This window comes from Streptomyces sp. cg36, from assembly GCF_041080675.1.
In the GTDB taxonomy this organism is placed as follows: domain Bacteria; phylum Actinomycetota; class Actinomycetes; order Streptomycetales; family Streptomycetaceae; genus Streptomyces.
The window spans coordinates 4633995-4649158 of the sequence record NZ_CP163520.1 but is presented as its reverse complement, the minus strand read 5'-3'; the positions used below and the strand labels follow the sequence as shown (position 1 = coordinate 4649158).

The 15164-nt window shown below is 72.6% G+C and carries 13 protein-coding genes; 3 read left to right on the top strand and 10 right to left on the bottom strand.

Annotated features, from left to right (window positions below; translation table 11 throughout):
* Window position 1: 1 nt before the first annotated feature.
* The 3 genes from AB5J87_RS20725 to AB5J87_RS20715 are packed head-to-tail and all read right to left on the bottom strand — an operon-like array spanning window position 2 to window position 2596.
* Complete coding sequence (locus AB5J87_RS20725; protein ID WP_369378385.1) at window positions 2-775, bottom strand: energy-coupling factor ABC transporter ATP-binding protein; 774 nt, start codon at window positions 773-775, stop codon at window positions 2-4.
* Complete coding sequence (cbiQ, locus tag AB5J87_RS20720; RefSeq protein WP_369378384.1) at window positions 772-1533, bottom strand: cobalt ECF transporter T component CbiQ; 762 nt, start codon at window positions 1531-1533, stop codon at window positions 772-774. The genes AB5J87_RS20725 and cbiQ overlap by 4 nt, the downstream gene beginning before the upstream one ends.
* 1 nt (window position 1534) lies before the next feature.
* Window positions 1535-2596: an energy-coupling factor ABC transporter permease gene (locus AB5J87_RS20715; protein ID WP_369378382.1), complete on the bottom strand. Its 1062-nt coding sequence runs from the start codon at window positions 2594-2596 to the stop codon at window positions 1535-1537.
* 199 nt (window positions 2597-2795) lie between these two features.
* On the opposite strand from AB5J87_RS20715, the gene AB5J87_RS20710 reads away from it, so the two are divergent.
* On the top strand, window positions 2796-3203 hold the full coding sequence (locus tag AB5J87_RS20710; protein ID WP_369378381.1) for an SsgA family sporulation/cell division regulator: 408 nt from the start codon (window positions 2796-2798) through the stop codon (window positions 3201-3203).
* Window positions 3204-3227: 24 nt separating this feature from the next.
* Here AB5J87_RS20710 and AB5J87_RS20705 read toward each other — a convergent pair whose 3' ends face one another.
* Complete coding sequence (locus tag AB5J87_RS20705; protein ID WP_369378380.1) at window positions 3228-5450, bottom strand: MMPL family transporter; 2223 nt, start codon at window positions 5448-5450, stop codon at window positions 3228-3230.
* Between the two features lie 129 nt (window positions 5451-5579).
* Window positions 5580-6155, bottom strand: a complete 576-nt coding sequence (locus tag AB5J87_RS20700) for a TetR/AcrR family transcriptional regulator (RefSeq protein WP_369378379.1) — start codon at window positions 6153-6155, stop codon at window positions 5580-5582.
* Between the two features lie 152 nt (window positions 6156-6307).
* On the opposite strand from AB5J87_RS20700, the gene AB5J87_RS20695 reads away from it, so the two are divergent.
* Window positions 6308-9598, top strand: coding sequence for a S41 family peptidase (locus AB5J87_RS20695; RefSeq protein ID WP_369378378.1), 3291 nt, complete (start codon window positions 6308-6310; stop codon window positions 9596-9598).
* Window positions 9599-9706: 108 nt separating this feature from the next.
* On the opposite strand, the gene AB5J87_RS20690 is transcribed toward AB5J87_RS20695, so the two are convergent.
* The 4 genes from AB5J87_RS20690 to AB5J87_RS20675 all read right to left on the bottom strand — a co-directional run bounded on the left by AB5J87_RS20690 (window position 9707) and on the right by AB5J87_RS20675 (window position 13379).
* Entirely contained in the window at window positions 9707-9892 is a 186-nt protein-coding gene (locus AB5J87_RS20690) for a hypothetical protein (RefSeq protein ID WP_369378377.1), read from the bottom strand.
* A gap of 111 nt (window positions 9893-10003) precedes the next feature.
* Window positions 10004-10891, bottom strand: coding sequence for an SDR family oxidoreductase (locus AB5J87_RS20685; protein ID WP_369378376.1), 888 nt, complete (start codon window positions 10889-10891; stop codon window positions 10004-10006).
* Window positions 10888-11808: an alpha/beta fold hydrolase gene (locus tag AB5J87_RS20680; protein ID WP_369378375.1), complete on the bottom strand. Its 921-nt coding sequence runs from the start codon at window positions 11806-11808 to the stop codon at window positions 10888-10890. Before AB5J87_RS20680 ends, AB5J87_RS20685 begins: the two co-directional genes overlap by 4 nt.
* Window positions 11805-13379, bottom strand: coding sequence for a flavin-containing monooxygenase (locus AB5J87_RS20675; RefSeq protein ID WP_369378374.1), 1575 nt, complete (start codon window positions 13377-13379; stop codon window positions 11805-11807). Before AB5J87_RS20675 ends, AB5J87_RS20680 begins: the two co-directional genes overlap by 4 nt.
* Window positions 13380-13614: 235 nt before the next feature.
* Between AB5J87_RS20675 and AB5J87_RS20670 the strand changes: the two genes are divergently transcribed.
* Entirely contained in the window at window positions 13615-14286 is a 672-nt protein-coding gene (locus AB5J87_RS20670; protein ID WP_369383604.1) for a MerR family transcriptional regulator, read from the top strand.
* 39 nt (window positions 14287-14325) lie between these two features.
* Here the strand turns inward: AB5J87_RS20670 and xth are convergent, their stop codons facing one another.
* Entirely contained in the window at window positions 14326-15129 is an 804-nt protein-coding gene (gene xth, locus AB5J87_RS20665; protein WP_369378372.1) for an exodeoxyribonuclease III, read from the bottom strand.
* Window positions 15130-15164: the final 35 nt, after the last annotated feature.

Here is a 15164-nt window from a genome sequence, read left to right as displayed (position 1 = left end):
GCTAGAGCTTCGCGGCGGCGGCCCGCGGGTCGAAGCCGAACGGCAGCTCCAGCCGGTGGGTGCGCATCAGCTCCTCGTCGGAGAGGACGTCCGCCGTCTTGCCGTCGGCCGTGATGGTGCCGCCGCTGAGGATCACCGACCGGCCGCACAGCTCCAGCGCGTACGGCAGGTCGTGGGTGACCATCAGGACGGTGACGTCCAGGGAGCGCAGGATGTCGGCGAGTTCGCGGCGCGAGGCCGGGTCCAGGTTGGACGACGGCTCGTCCAGGACCAGGATCTCCGGCTCCATCGCCAGCACGGTCGCCACCGCGACCCGGCGGCGCTGGCCGAAGGAGAGGTGGTGCGGCGGCCGGTCCGCGAACTCCGCCATCCCCACCCGCTCCAGCGCGCCGCGCACCCGCTCCTCCAGCTCCGCCCCGCGCATCCCGGCGGCGGCGGGCCCGAAGGCCACGTCCTCCCGGACCGTGGGCATGAAGAGCTGGTCGTCGGGGTCCTGGAAGACGATCCCGACCCGGCGCCGGATCTCCGCCAGGTTCTGCTTGGCGACCGGCAGCCCGGCCACCTTCACCGAGCCGGCGCCGCCGGTCAGGATGCCGTTGAGGTGCAGGACGAGGGTGGTCTTGCCGGCGCCGTTGGGGCCGAGCAGCGCGACGCGTTCGCCGCGCGCCACCGTGAGGTCGACGCCGAACAGGGCCTGGTGGCCGTCGGGGTAGGCGAAGGCGAGGCCGCTCACCTCCAGGGAGGCGGGCGCGGAAGAGCTTGCGGACGTATTCACAGGGTCCACCCCAGGAGACAGACGACGAGGGCCGACGCGGGGAGCACCGCCGCGTACCGCCATTGGGCACCGGTCGCCGTGACATCGTCGATGACCGGGATCGATCCCGCGTAGCCACGGCTGACCATGGCCAGGTGCACCCGCTCGCCGCGTTCGTACGAGCGGATGAAGAGGGCGCCCGCCGACTTGGCGAGCACGCCCCACGCCTTGGGGCCCTTCGCCTCGAAGCCGCGCGAGCGGCGGGCGATGGACATCCGGCGCATCTCGTCCGTGATCACATCGCCGTAGCGGATCATGAACGAGGCGATCTGGACGAGCAGGGACGGCAGCCGCAGCCGCTGGAGGCCGAGGAGCAGGGCCCGCAGATCGGTGGTGGAGGCCAGGATCACCGAGGCGGCGACCCCGAGCGTGCCCTTGGCCAGGACGTTCCAGGCGCCCCACAGACCGTTCTTGCTCAGCGCCAGGCCCAGGACGTGCACCTGGTCGCCCGGCACCACGAACGGCATCAGGACCGCGAACGCCACGAACGGGACCTCGATCAGCAGCCGCTTGAGCAGGAAGCCCGCCGGGATCCGGGCCGCCCGCGCCACCAGGGCCAGCAGCACGACGTAGAGCCCGAAGGCCCAGACCGCCTCGCGCGGGGTCGAGACGACCACGATCACGAAGAGGAAGACCGCCGCGATCTTGCAGTGCGGGGGCAGCGCGTGGACCGGCGAGGCCGCCTGCCGGTACATCTTGTGGGCGTGGCCGGCGCCCATGTCAGACCTTCTCGCTCTGCGGCACGGCGGTGGGGGTGGCCTCGGCGGCCCCGCCCCGGCGGCGGCGCACCGCCCAGAAGACCCCGCTGCCGACGCCGATGGTGACGCCGACGCCGATCATGCCCGCGAGGCCGGTGGCCACCCGGTCGTTGCCGATGTCCTTGACCGAGTAGCCCGCGAGCGGGGAGTCCTCGGTGGTGTGCTTCTTCTCCTGGGTGTCGATGCCCTTGTCGTGGGCGACCTTCTCCAGGCCGTCGGGCGAGGCCGAGGCGTAGAAGGAGACGAACCCGGCGAGCAGCAGCGCGGCCACCACGAACACGGCCCGCACCCGGTGAGTGGAACCGGCCGCGGCGGGCAGGCGCTCGGGAGCGGGGGCGTCGACCAGTTCGCCGCCCACGCGGAGCTTGAGCGGAGCCGTGACGCCGCGCGCGCCGTGCACCAGGTCGGGCCGGACGGCGATGACCGCGCCCACGGTCAGCGCGGTGATCACGGCCTCGCCGATGCCGATCAGCACGTGCACACCGACCATCGCGGTGAGCACCTTGCCGATCGGGACGTCGGTGGTGCCGCCCAGCGCGTAGATGGCGGTGAACATCAGGGCGGCGGCGGGCACCGAGAGCAGGGCGGCGACGAAGGAGGCGACGGTGATGGAGCGGCGGGTGCGGGGCAGCACCTTCACCAGCCCGCGGAAGACGGCGTACGCGACGACCGTGGTGGTGATCGCCATGTCGGAGATGTTGACGCCGAGGGCGGTGAGGCCGCCGTCGGCGAAGAGGATGCCCTGCATCAGCAGGACGACCGAGACGCACAGGACGCCGGTGTACGGGCCGACGAGGATCGCCGCGAGCGCCCCGCCCAGGAGATGGCCGCTGGTGCCGGCCGCGACCGGGAAGTTCAGCATCTGCACGGCGAAGATGAACGCCGCGACCAGGCCCGCGAGCGGGGCCGTCTTCTCGTCGAGTTCACGTCGGGCCCCGCGCAGGCTGACGGCGATGGCCGCCGCCGCGCCGACTCCGGCTACCGCGGAGACGGGGGCGTTGATGAATCCGTCCGGGACATGCATGGGTGGTCTCCGCTGGCCTGGTTGGCTGGAAGCGTTCGAAAGAACCGCTCGATGATAGTCGTGCACCTGCGAAGAGGTCGCAAGAGCGCATCAGCGAAAAATACCAACGGTTCTCAGGCCCGGCGTGCGCCTCAAAATATGCGACATTTAATGACAAAGAGCGTGAATAGCTGTGCAGAGCGAGTGTGAGGAGCGACCGATGTCCCCCGCCGTCGAGGAGCACGCCCGCGCGAGGATCGTCTCGGACGCCCCGCACCACCGACCCGTTCCGGTCGCCCTGCGCTACGACCCCGCCGAGGACCCGCTGACCGTGCGTTTCGCCTTCCCCGGCGGCAATGAGTGGGCCTTCCCGCGCGCCCTCCTGGAGGCGGGGCTGCGCGGGCCCTCGCGCCGGGGCGACGTGGTGGTCTGGCCGTGCGGCCGGGCCCAGACCGTGCTGGAGTTCCACTCGTCCGACGGCGTCGCGGTGGTCCAGTTCGACAGCTCGCCCCTGATCCGCTTTCTGCGGCGTACGCATGCCGCGCCGTCCGCGTCCACCGGCCGGGGCGGGCTCCGGCGTAGCGAGACGTACGTACGAAAGGAGCCGGCCCCTACGCGTGATGCGTAGGGGCCGGCTCGACGGGGTGACGGGTCAGACGCGCGCGAGCTCGCGGTCGTCGTCGCCGTCCGACGCCTTGTCGGTGTGGGCCTTGAGGCCCTCACCCTCGACGTCGACGTTGGGCAGGATCCGGTTCAGCCAGCCCGGCAGCCACCACGCCTTCGCGCCGAGCAGCGCGAGCACCGCCGGGACGATGGCCATGCGGACCACGAAGGCGTCGAAGAAGACCGCGATCGCCAGGGCGAAGCCGATCATCTTGATCATCTGGTCGCTGGCCCCGATGAAGCCGGAGAAGACCGCGATCATGATCACCGCGGCGGCGGTGACCACCCGGGCGCCGTGCCGGAAACCGGTCACGATCGCCTGGCCGGGCCGCTCGCCGTGGACGAACGCCTCGCGCATCCGGGTGACGAGGAAGACCTCGTAGTCCATGGCCAGACCGAAGACCACGCCGACCATGAAGATCGGCATCATCGACATGATCGGGCCGGGGTTCTCCACCCCGAAGAGCCCGCCCAGCCAGCCCCACTGGAAGACCGCGACGACCGCGCCGAGGGCGGCGACCACCGAGAGCAGGAAGCCGAGCGCCGCCTTGAGCGGGACCAGGATCGAGCGGAAGACCACCATCAGCAGCAGGAACGCCAGGCCCACCACGAGGGCGAGGTAGGGCAGCAGGGCGTCGTTCATGCGCTGCGAGAAGTCGATGTTCATCGCGGTCGCGCCGGTGACCAGGACCTCGGCCTTGGTCTCGGACTTGATGTCCTTGCCCGCGTCCCGGATCGAGTGGACCAGGTCCTCGGTGTCCGTGGAGGACGGCTTGGACTTCGGGACGACCGTGATGGTCGCGGTGTCGCCCTCCTTGTTGAGGGCGGGCGCCGCCACCTCGGCGACGTCGGGCAGCTTCTTGATGGTGTCCGCGGTGCGGTCGGCCGCGGCCTTGGCACCGCCGGACGCCTTGGCCCCGTCCACGACGATCATCAGCGGGCCGTTGAAGCCCGGGCCGAAGCCGTCGGAGAGGGTGTCGTAGGCGCGGCGCTGGGTCGTCGAGGTCGGCTGCGAGCCGTCGTCGGGCAGACCCATCTCCAGGGAGGCGGCCGGGACGGCGATGACGCCGAGCCCGATCACACCGGCGAGCAGCACCCAGATCGGGCGGCGCAGCACGAAGCTGGACCAGCGGGTGCCCATGTTCGGCTTGGCCTCGGCGGGGGCCTCGACCGTGCCGGCCTCCATCTTCCGGCGGGTGCGGCGGCCGAAGACGCGCTTGCCCGCGAAGCCGAGCACCGCCGGGATGAGGGTGAGCGCGATCAGTACGGCGATCACGACCGTGCCGGCCGCGGCCACGCCCATCTTGGTGAGCATCGGGATGTTGACGACCGCGAGGCCGCACAGCGCGATGACGACGGTCAGACCGGCGAAGACGACCGCGGAACCGGCGGTTCCCACCGCCCGGCCGATGGCCTCCTCGCGCTCGCGGCCCTCGCGGAGCTCGGCCCGGTAGCGCGAGACGATGAAGAGCGCGTAGTCGATGCCGACCGCGAGGCCGATCATCGAGGCCAGCGTCGAGGTGGTGTTGCCGAGGTCCAGGACGTTGGCGAGCGCGGTGATGGTGGAGACGCCGATGCCCACGCCGATGATGGCGGTGATCAGCGGCAGACCGGCGGCGATCAGCGAGCCGAAGGTGATCATCAGCACGAGGCCGGCGATCACCACACCGATGATCTCGCCGGAGCCCGTCTCGGGCTTGGCCTGGAGCGCGTCACCGCCGATCTCGACGGTGAGCCCGGCCTTCTGCGCGGCCTTGCCGGAGTCCTCCAGCGACTTGCGGTCGCTGTCCTCCAGGGCCATGCCGTTGACCTTGTACTTCACGGATATGTACGCGGTCGAGCCGTCCTTGGAGACGGCGTTCGCCTGGTACGGGTCGGTCACCGAGGAGACCTGCTTCGAGCCCTTGGGCAGCTCGGTGACGACCTTGTCGACCTCGGCCTTGCTGGCCGCGTCGTTCATGGTCTTGCCGGCCGGGGCCTTGAAGACGATACGGGCGGTGGCGCCGTCGGCGCTGCCTCCCGGGAAGCGCTGCTCCAGCAGGTCGAAGGCCTTCTGGGCCTCGGTGCCGGGCATCGAGAAGGAGCTGGCGGAAGGAGTGGAGGCGGACGCGGCGCCGAATCCGGCGAGGAACAGCAGCGCCACCCACACCAGGGCGACATAGCGGCGGCGCCGGAAGGCGAACCTGCCGAGTCGGTAGAGGAACGTGGCCACGAGGGCGTACTCCCGGTCGGGTCGATGGAGGTCCCCCCGCTCGGCCGAGGCCGGGACCGGGGAACAGGGCGTGGATGACCAGCCCGACGACGAGAGCGGCGCACGTCAGGTGGGGCAGGTGGTGGGGAGCTAGACGGGATCGCCGAGGGCGGGGAGAACCACGGCGTCGATGTAGGTGCCGAGGAAGGACTTGTCGACCGTCCGGTCCTCGACGAGCTGCCGGGCGACGAAGGCGCCGACCAGCATGTGTACGACATAGGGGAGCGCGGGACAGTCCGCGCGGACCTCGCCGCGTTCCACCGCCCGCCGCAGCAGCCGATCGAGGCCGGTGATCTCCGGCTCGATCAGCACTTCCCGCAGCGCCTGGTGGAGGTCCTCGTTGTCGTGGACGGCGTGCATCAGGCCCCGCATCAGGGCGGAGTCCTGTTCCAGCTTGCAGTCGTCCTCAAGACCGACCAGCTCGTGGAAGTCGCGGCGCAGCGAGCCGGTGTCGATGTCGTGCAGACTCACCGGCTTGTTGTGCCGCAGCGCCCGTGCGACCAGCTCCGGCTTGCTCCCCCACTGACGGTAGAGGGTGGCCTTGCTGGAGCGGGTGCGGGCGGCGACGGCGTCCATGGTCAGGGCGTCGTAGCCGACCTCGCGCAGCAGGTCGAGCACGGCTTCGTAGAGCTCTGCCTCGCGTTCCGGCGTGAGCCTTGTCGCCACGGTCGACCTCCCATCCGAACGAAACGGTTTCGTACACATAAGAAGATAGCGCCGCGCCCGATCGAAACGAAACCGTTTCGCTTGTGTTCTGTGCCACAAGTGCCGGGCCGACATAAGTTGCCGCACCCCCGCCGCGCGGAAAGCATTGACGAGTGAGCGACGCACGCGAGGACGACGACCAGCGCCCGGCGCCCCCCAGCGAGGGCGCATACCTCCGCTTCCCGCATCTGCACGACGACTTGATCTGCTTCGCCGCCGAGGACGACCTCTGGGTGGCCCCCCTCGTCCCGGCCGGTCACAGCCCCTCGCGGGCCTGGCGGGTCACCGTCGACCGCACCAAGGTCAGCCACCCCCGCTTCTCCCCCGACGGCAGCCGGATCGCCTACACGACCTGGCGCAGCCTGGACCCGGAGATCCATCTGGCCCCGGTCACCGGCGGCCCGGCCCGGCGGCTCACCTACTGGGGCTCCACCGACACCCGGGTCTGCGGCTGGACCCCCGACGACCAGATCCTCGCCGTCTCCTCGCACGGCCAGCCCTTCTCGTACTTCTCCTGGGCCTACAGCGTCCCCACCGACGGCTCCCCCGGCGGCCGGCTGCCCTGGGGCCCGGTCTCCGACATCGCCGTCGCCGATCTGGACGGCGAGCGCCGCACCCTGCTGCTCACCGGCACGCCGCCGCACGAGCCCGCCGCCTGGAAGCGCTACCGGGGCGGCGCCACCGGACGGCTGTGGCTGCACGGCGAGCGGCTGCTGGCGGACATCGGCGGCCACCTCGACTCGGTGATGTTCGTGGCGGGCCGGATCGCCTTCCTCTGCGACCACGAGGGCGTCGGCAACCTCTACTCCTGTCTGCCCGACGGCTCCGACCTGCGCCGCCACACCGACCACGACCAGTTCTACGCCCGGCACGCCTCCTCGGACGGACGCCGGGTGGTCTACCAGTGCGCGGGCGACCTGTGGATCGTGGACGCGCTCACCCCGGACTCGGTCCCGCGCCGCCTGGACGTGCGCCTGGGCGGGCCGCGGGCGGGCCGGCGCACCTACCAGGTGCCCGCGGCCAGCCATGTGGACGCGCTCTCGGTCGACACCACCGGCCGGGCCAGCGCGGTCGTGGTGCGCGGCAGCCTCTACTGGCTGACCCACCGCGACGGCCCGGCCCGCACCATCACCGACACCGCGGGCGTCCGGGTCCGGCTGCCCGAGATGCTGGGCACCGGCGGCCAGGTCGCCTACGTGACGGACGCGGACGGGGAGGACGCGGTGGAGATCGCGTACCTGCCCCGGGCCAGCGGCGACCGCGAGCCCAGACGGCTCGTCTCCGGCGGGCTCGGCCGGGTCCAGGAGCTGCTCTCCGACCCGGACGGCGAGCGGCTGGCGATCGCCTCGCACGACGGGCGGCTGCTGCTCGTCGACGCCTCCGAGGACTCCAACGGCGAGGTCACCGAGCTGATCCGGTCCATCAACGGGCCGGTCCGCGATCTGGCGTTCTCCCCCGACGGCTGCTGGCTGACCTGGTCGCACCCCGGCATCGGCCGCTCGCTGCGCCAGATCAAGATGGCCCGGATCTCCGGGCCCGGCGCGCGGACCGTCGTGGACGTCACCAACGGCCGCTTCGAGGACGAGAACCCGGTCTTCACCCGCGACGGCCGCTATCTCGCCTTCCTCTCCTGGCGCGGCTTCGACCCGGTCTACGACGTCCACACCGGCGACCTCTCCTTCCCGCTGGGCTGCCGCCCGTACCTGGTGCCGCTCTCCTCGGCGACGCCCTCCCCGTTCGCGCTGCTCCCGGACGGGCGGCCGGCGGCGGGCGGGCTCGATCCGCTCGACGACTCCGCCGACGGCACGGTCACCGTGGAGGTGGAGGGGCTGGAGAGCCGGGTGACGCCGTTCCCGGTGTCGGCGTCCAAGTACTCGGCGCTGCACCCGGTCTCCGGCGGCGGCCTGGTGTGGCTGCGCTGGCCGATCTCGGGCGCGCTCGGCGAGACCTTCGCCAACCCGGCCGACACCTCGGGCCGCCCCACCCTGGAGCACTTCGACATCACCAAGGCCCGCAAGGCCGAACTCGTCGACCACCTGGACTGGTTCGCGGTCAGCGGCGACGGCAGCCGGCTGGTGGTCGTCGACGACGGCGACCTGCGGGCGGTGCCCGCCACCGAGTCCGGCGACGGGGACTCCACGGTCTACCTCGACCTGCGGCGCGTCCTGCACGAGGTGGACCCGCCCTCCGAGTGGCGCCAGGCGTACGAGGAGGCGGGCCGGATCATCCGCGCCTACTTCTGGGAGCCGAGGATGTGCGGCATCGACTGGGACGGGGTCCTCGCCCAGTACCGTCCGCTGGTCGAACGGGTCGCCTCCCCCGACGAGTTCGCCGATCTGCTGCGCGAGGTGCTGGGCGAGCTGGGCACCTCGCACGCGTACGTCACGGCCGCCCGCCGCAACGAGGGCCCGCCCCACTACCAGCGCCCCCAGGGCCTGCTCGGCGCCAACTTCGTGCCCCGCGAGGGCGGCTGGACGGTCCTGCGCATCCTGCCCGGCGACTCCTCCGACTCCAAGGCCCGCTCCCCGCTGGCCGGCACCGGCATCCGCGAGGGCGCGGTGCTCACCCATGTCGACGGCCGCCCGGTGGACCCGGTGGCCGGGCCGTACCCGCTGCTCGCGGGCGCCGGGGGCACCACGGTGGAACTCACCTTCCAGCCCGCCGAGGGCGAGGGCCGCTCGCGCCGGGTCGCCGTCGTCCCCCTGGTCGACGAGCGCCCCCTGCGCTACCAGGACTGGGTGGCCAAACGCCGTTCCGTGGTACGGGAGTTGAGCGGCGAGAAGTGCGGCTACCTCCACATCCCGGACATGGGCGGCTCCGGCTGGGCCCAGTTCAACCGCGATCTGCGCCTGGAGATGTCCCGCCCGGCGCTGATCGTCGACGTGCGCGGCAACGCGGGCGGCCACATCAGCGAGCTGGTGATCGAGAAGCTCACCCGCAAGATCCTCGGCTGGGACCTGACCCGGGACGCCCAGCCGGTCTCCTACGCCTCCCACGCGCCCCGGGGCCCGGTCGTGGCCCTCGCCGACGAGGCGACCTCCTCCGACGGCGACATGATCACCGCGGCCTTCCGGCTGCTGCGCCTGGGCCCGGTGGTCGGCCAGCGCACCTGGGGCGGAGTCGTCGGCATGACCGGCCGCCACACCCTGGGCGACGGCACGGTCATCACGGTGCCGATGAACGCGGCCTGGTTCGAGTCGTACGAGTGGGCCGTGGAGAACCACGGCGTCGAGCCGGACCTGGAGATCCTGCGCACCCCGCTGGACTGGGCCGAGGGCCGGCACGCCCAGCTCGACGACGCGGTCCGGCTGGCGCTCGACCTGCTGGCGGGTTCGCCCGCGGCCACCCCGCCCGGCTACACCAACACCCCCGACCGCCGCAGGCCCACGCTCCCGCCGCGCTGAGCCGCGTGCCCCCCGCGCGAGGCTCGGCGCGGGGGCACGCACCAAGCGGCGCACCCCGGGCCTCCCGGGGTGCGCCGCTTCGACGCGTGGCGGACGACTGGACGCCGACTAGGCGTCGTAGTCCTGGTCGAACCGGTCCTGGGCCTCCTGCTGCGCCCGCTGGGCCTCGCTCCGGCCCTGGTCCTGGGCCTGGCGTGCGCGCTCCTGCGCCTCGCCCTTCCTGTCGCCCATCGCCTGCTTCGCGTTCTGCTTGAGCTCTTCGGCCTTGTCGTTGAACTGGTCCTTGATGCCCATCGAGTTCACTCCTACGAGGGTGTGAGGGGGCCGGATGCCGGGGCTGGTCCCGCGGCTGCGCCGGGCCTCGACCAGCGTGGCACGAGGGGACACAAGGTGCATTTCGATCAGTTACGGATGGTCACGGACCGTGCGCTCCTGCTCGTCGGCCGCGCCGCCCGCACCCACCAGACCCCGGCCCACCGCCCCCAGCCGCGGCTCGAAGCGCCGCATCTCCCGCTGGCCCACGGACCCGATCAGCGCGGGCAGATAGCCGCGCACCGACTGCATCCCGCGCAGCCACCACTGCGCGTACACGTGCGAGGAACGGCGCTCGACGCCCGCCACGATCCGGTCGACGGCCGGGCCCAGCGGATAGGTGCGGTTGGACGGCCACGGCAGCCGCTGGCGCAGCTCGCGCATCACGTCGTCCTGGTCGGCGCCGCGCACCATGTCCGTGTCGGTCCAGGACAGATACCCCACCCCGACCCGGACGCCCTTGTGGCCGACCTCGGCGCGCAGGCTGTGCGCGAACGCCTCGACGCCCGACTTGGACGCGCAGTACGCGGTCATCATCGGCGCCGGGGTGATCGCGGCGAGCGAGGCGATCTGGAGGAAGTAGCCGCGGCTCTCCATCAGTACGGGCAGGAAGGCGCGGGCGGTGACCGCGCCGCCGATCAGGTTCACCTCGATCACCCGGCGCCAGGCGTCCGGGTCGGAGTCCACGAACGGGCCGCCGGAGGCGACGCCCGCGTTGGCCACCACGATGTCGACCTTGCCGAACCGCTCCTTGACCTCCTGGGCGACCCGCGCCATGGCCTCGTGGTCGGTGACGTCCGCGAACCAGGACTCCGCCTCGGTGTGCAGCCGCGCGGCCACCCGCTTCAGCTCGTCGGGCTCCAGACCGACCAGGGCCACCTTGGCGCCGCGCGCCGACAGCTTGCGCGCCAGCAGTTCGCCGACGCCCCGGGCCGCGCCCGTGACGACCGCGACCTGACCCTCCAGGCTCACCCTGCTCATGCCACGTCCTCCTCGACTGCCACGTACGTACGGACCAGTTCACGGATGCGTTCCGTGACGACCTCGGGGGCCTCGACCGGGGTCATGTGGCCCACGCCCGTCAGCTCGGTCAGCCCCAGGCAGACCGGCAGCGCCGCCGCGATCCGGCGGGCGTGCACCGGCGGGGTGAGCCGGTCGGCCGTGCCCGCCACCACGGCGGTGGGCACCCTCAACTCCCTTACCAGCGCGTCGATCTCCAGCTCGGCCAGCACCCGCGACCAGGCGTACCGGGGACCCCGGGCGCAGCCGTGCACGATCCTGGCGCACGCCTCGATCCGGTCCGGGGAGGTCCCCGGGCCCATCGTGGCGTACCGCAGGACCTTCTTGCCCACCGCGGTGACGGGCCCGAGCGGCGCCCGGGAGCCGAGGACCGCAGCGGTCAGCCGGGTGCGCAGCCGGCCCGGCCGCAGCGGCACCACCAGCGACTCCTCGACCAGGCGCGAGCTGCCCGTGGAGCAGAGCAGCACCGCCGCCGCGTGGGCGCGCAGGGCGGGCCGGCGGGCGGCGGCCATCAGCGTCATCCCGCCCATGGAGTGCCCGGCCAGCACCGCCTTCTCGCCCGGCGCCAGCGTCGCCGTCAGCACCGCCTCCAGGTCGTCGGCGAGCGCGTCGGCCGAGCAGAGGGCGCTGGCGGGCGTACGGCCGTGGCCGCGCTGGTCGTAGACGACCACCCGGTGCTCCCCGGCCAGCGCCCGGACCTGCGCGGCCCAGAAGGCGGTCGAGCAGGTCCAGCCGTGCGCCAGGACCACGGCCGGGGCGCCCTCGGGCCCGTGCACCTCGACGTGCAGCCGGGCGCCGTCGGCGGAGACGGCGGTCAGGGTGCGGGCGGGCGCGGGCGGCGCGTAGCGGCCGGAGGTGACGTGCGGCGGGCGGCTCACGAGGCCACCGCCTCGGGGGTGGCCGAACCGGGTCCGGGCCTGCGCGACTTGCGGGACCTGGCCGGGGCCGGGGCGGGCTCGGCGGCCCGGGCCCGCACCACCTCGTACTCGCCGAGGTCCACCGCCCGGGTCTCCTTGCGGAACTCCCCGGTGGTGCCCGGCCAGATGGTGGTGTTGCGGCCACTGGCGTCCAGGTACCAGCTGGTGCAGCCGCCGGTGTTCCACACGGTCCGCTTCATGCGCTCCTGGACGCGGCGGTTCCAGGCGCCGACCGCGGACGGCCGGGCGGCGAGCGCGACCCGCCCGCCGAGCACGTCCAACTGGCGCAGGTAGTCCGCCATGTAGCTGAGCTGCGACTCGATCATCAGGATCATCGAGGAGTTCCCGAGGCCGGTGTTGGGCCCGATGATCGTCATCCAGTTGGGGAACCCGGCGGCGGTGGCGCCGCGCAGCGAGGCCATGCCGTCCTTCCACGCCTCGGCGAGCGTGTGCCCGTCCGCGCCGACCACGCGCTCGGCGATCGGCATGTCCGTGACGTGGAAGCCGGTGCCGAAGACGATCGCGTCGGCCTCGGTCTCGGTGCCGTCGGCGGCCACCAGCGTGGCGCCGCGCACCTCGCTGAGACCGGCGGCGACCAGGTCCACATTGGGCTTGGCGAGCGCCGGGTAGTACTCGCTGGAGAGCAGGATCCGCTTGCAGCCGATCCGGTAGTCCGGCGTCAGCTTGGCGCGCAGCGCCGGGTCCTTGATGGCGCGGGCCATGTTCCGCTTGGCCAGCGACTCCACCAGGCCCAGCTCGTTGGGCCGCTTGGTGAACGCGCTGACCTGCAACTCCCGGATGCCCCACAGCAGTCCGCGGCGCGCGGCCCCGGTGAACGGCAGCTGCCGGTGCAGCCAGCGCTCGGGCGCGCTGATCGCCCGGTCGACGCGCGGCATCACCCAGGGCGGGGTGCGCTGGAAGAGGGTGAGGCTGCGCACCTTCGGCTGGATGGCCGGGACGATCTGGATCGCCGAGGCGCCGGTGCCGATCATGGCGACGCGCTTGCCGCGCAGGTCGTAGTCGTGGTCCCAGCGGGCGGAGTGGAAGACCTTGCCGGGGAAGGTGTCCAGGCCCGGGATCTCGGGGATCTTGGGGTCGGAGAGCGGCCCGGTGGCGGAGACTACGACATCGGCGACGATCACCGCGCCGTTGCCGCACTCGATGACCCAGTGCAGTTCGTCCGCGTTCCACCGCATCACCGTCACCTCGTGGCGCAGGCGCAGGTGCGGCCGGAGCCGGAAGACGTCGGCCACGTGCTCCAGATAGGCCCGGATGTGCTCCTGCCCGGAGAAGGTGCGCGGCCAGTCCGGGTTGGGCGCGAAGGAGAAGGAGTAGAGGTGGGACGGTACGTCGCAGGCGCACCCCGGGTAGCTGTTGTCGCGCCAGGTGCCGCCGACCGAACCGGCCCGCTCCAGGACGACGAAGTCGGTGATCCCCTCCCGGCGCAGCCGGACGGCGGCCCCGAGGCCACCGAATCCGGATCCGACCACCGCCACCCGTACGCGCTCGGGCTTGCGCTCGTGCTGGACCATGCCACCGCCTCCATGCAGGACGTCTGTGCGGAGAGTCTCGATGCCGCGAACCTTGCCAGTAATCACTGGCACAGTTGGGAGAGTAGAGCAGCGGCATACCGAGCGGTAGGGGTCGGGCCGGGGAAAGTTACTGGCGGTACAACATAGGCTGGCGGACGTGGCAGACCGAGGAGCGGGACGGGCGGAGACGGACGGCGCGGCCGGGGGCGAACCCGGCGCGGTCCGCGAGTACCGGATGGAGGAGCTGGCCGCGGCGGCCGGCATCACCGTCCGCACCCTCCGCTTCTACCGGGAGCGCGGATTGATCCCGCCGCCCCGCCGCGAGGGCCGCATCGCCTGGTACGACGGCCACCACCTGGCGCGGCTGCGCACCATCGCCGCCCTCCTGGAGCGCGGCCACACCCTCTCGGGCATCGCCGACCTGACCGCCGCGTTCGAGTCCGGCCGCGACGCGGGCGAGGCGCTCGGGCTGGTCGAGCCGAGCGAGGAGACCCCGGTCCGGCTGACCCCGGAGGCGCTGGCCGACCACTTCGCGGGCCAGGTGACCCCGGAGAACCTGGCGGCGGCGCTCGACCTCGGCTACCTCGCGGTCGACGGCGAGGAGATCGTCCACATCAGCCGGCGGCTGCTCGACGTCTCGGCCGCGCTGGTCGGCGAGGGCGTCCCGCTGGCGGCGGTGCTGGCCGCGGGCCGCGAGGTCCGCTCGCACGCGGACGCCCTGGCGCGCCTGTTCACCGACCTGCTGCACACCCACGCCCCCCGGGAGGACGTCTCCCGGCTGCGCCCGCTGGCCAGGGCCGTGGTCGAGGCGGAACTCTCCCTGGCCCTGGACCGCCACCTGGCCCAGGCCCACGACGAAGGGCCCGCGGCGCCAGGAGCACCGGCCCCGAACGCGCGCCAGGCGTAGGGGCGCCGGAGCTCGCGCCCCGCTCCGGCCACGCGGACCCTAAAGCCCGTACACGACCGTCACCGGCGCGTGGTCGCTCCAGCGCTCGGCGTGCGTGGCCGCCCGCTCCACGAAGCCCTTCACCGCGCGGCCCGCGAGGCCGGGGGTGGCCATCTGGTAGTCGATGCGCCAGCCGGAGTCGTTGTCGAAGGCCCGGCCCCGGTAGGACCACCACGAGTACGGGCCCTCCTCCTCGGGGTGCAGCGCGCGGACCACGTCCACGTATCCGGCGTCGCCCGAGTCCAGGACGCGCGAGAGCCACTCGCGCTCCTCCGGCAGGAAGCCCGCGTTCTTCTTGTTGGCCTTCCAGTTCTTGAGGTCGGCCTCGCGGTGGGCGATGTTCCAGTCGCCGCAGACGACGACCTCGCGCCCGTCGGCCGCCGCCCGCGCCGCGAGCTCCTTCAGATACGGGAGGAACTCGCCCATGAACCGGTACTTCTCGTCCTGCTTCTCCGTGCCCGCCTCGCCCGAGGGCAGATAGAGGCTGGCGACGGTGACGCCGGGCAGGTCGGCCTCCACGTACCGGCCGCTGCCGTCGAACTCCGCGCTCCCGAACCCGACCCGCACCCGCTCCGGCTCGCGGCGGGTGTAGAGCGAGACCCCGGCCCGGCCCTTGGCGGCGGCGGGCGCGTGCACCACGTGCCACCCCTCGGGCTCGCGCACCTCGGCGGTGAGCTGCTGCGGCTCGGCCCGTACCTCCTGGAGGCAGAGCACATCGGCGTCGGACCCGGCCAGCCACTCCAGGAAGCCCTTCTTGGCAGCGGCGCGCAGCCCGTTTACATTCACAGAGGTCACAGTGAGCACCCGGGCACCATACCGACCCGGCCACGATGATCGCC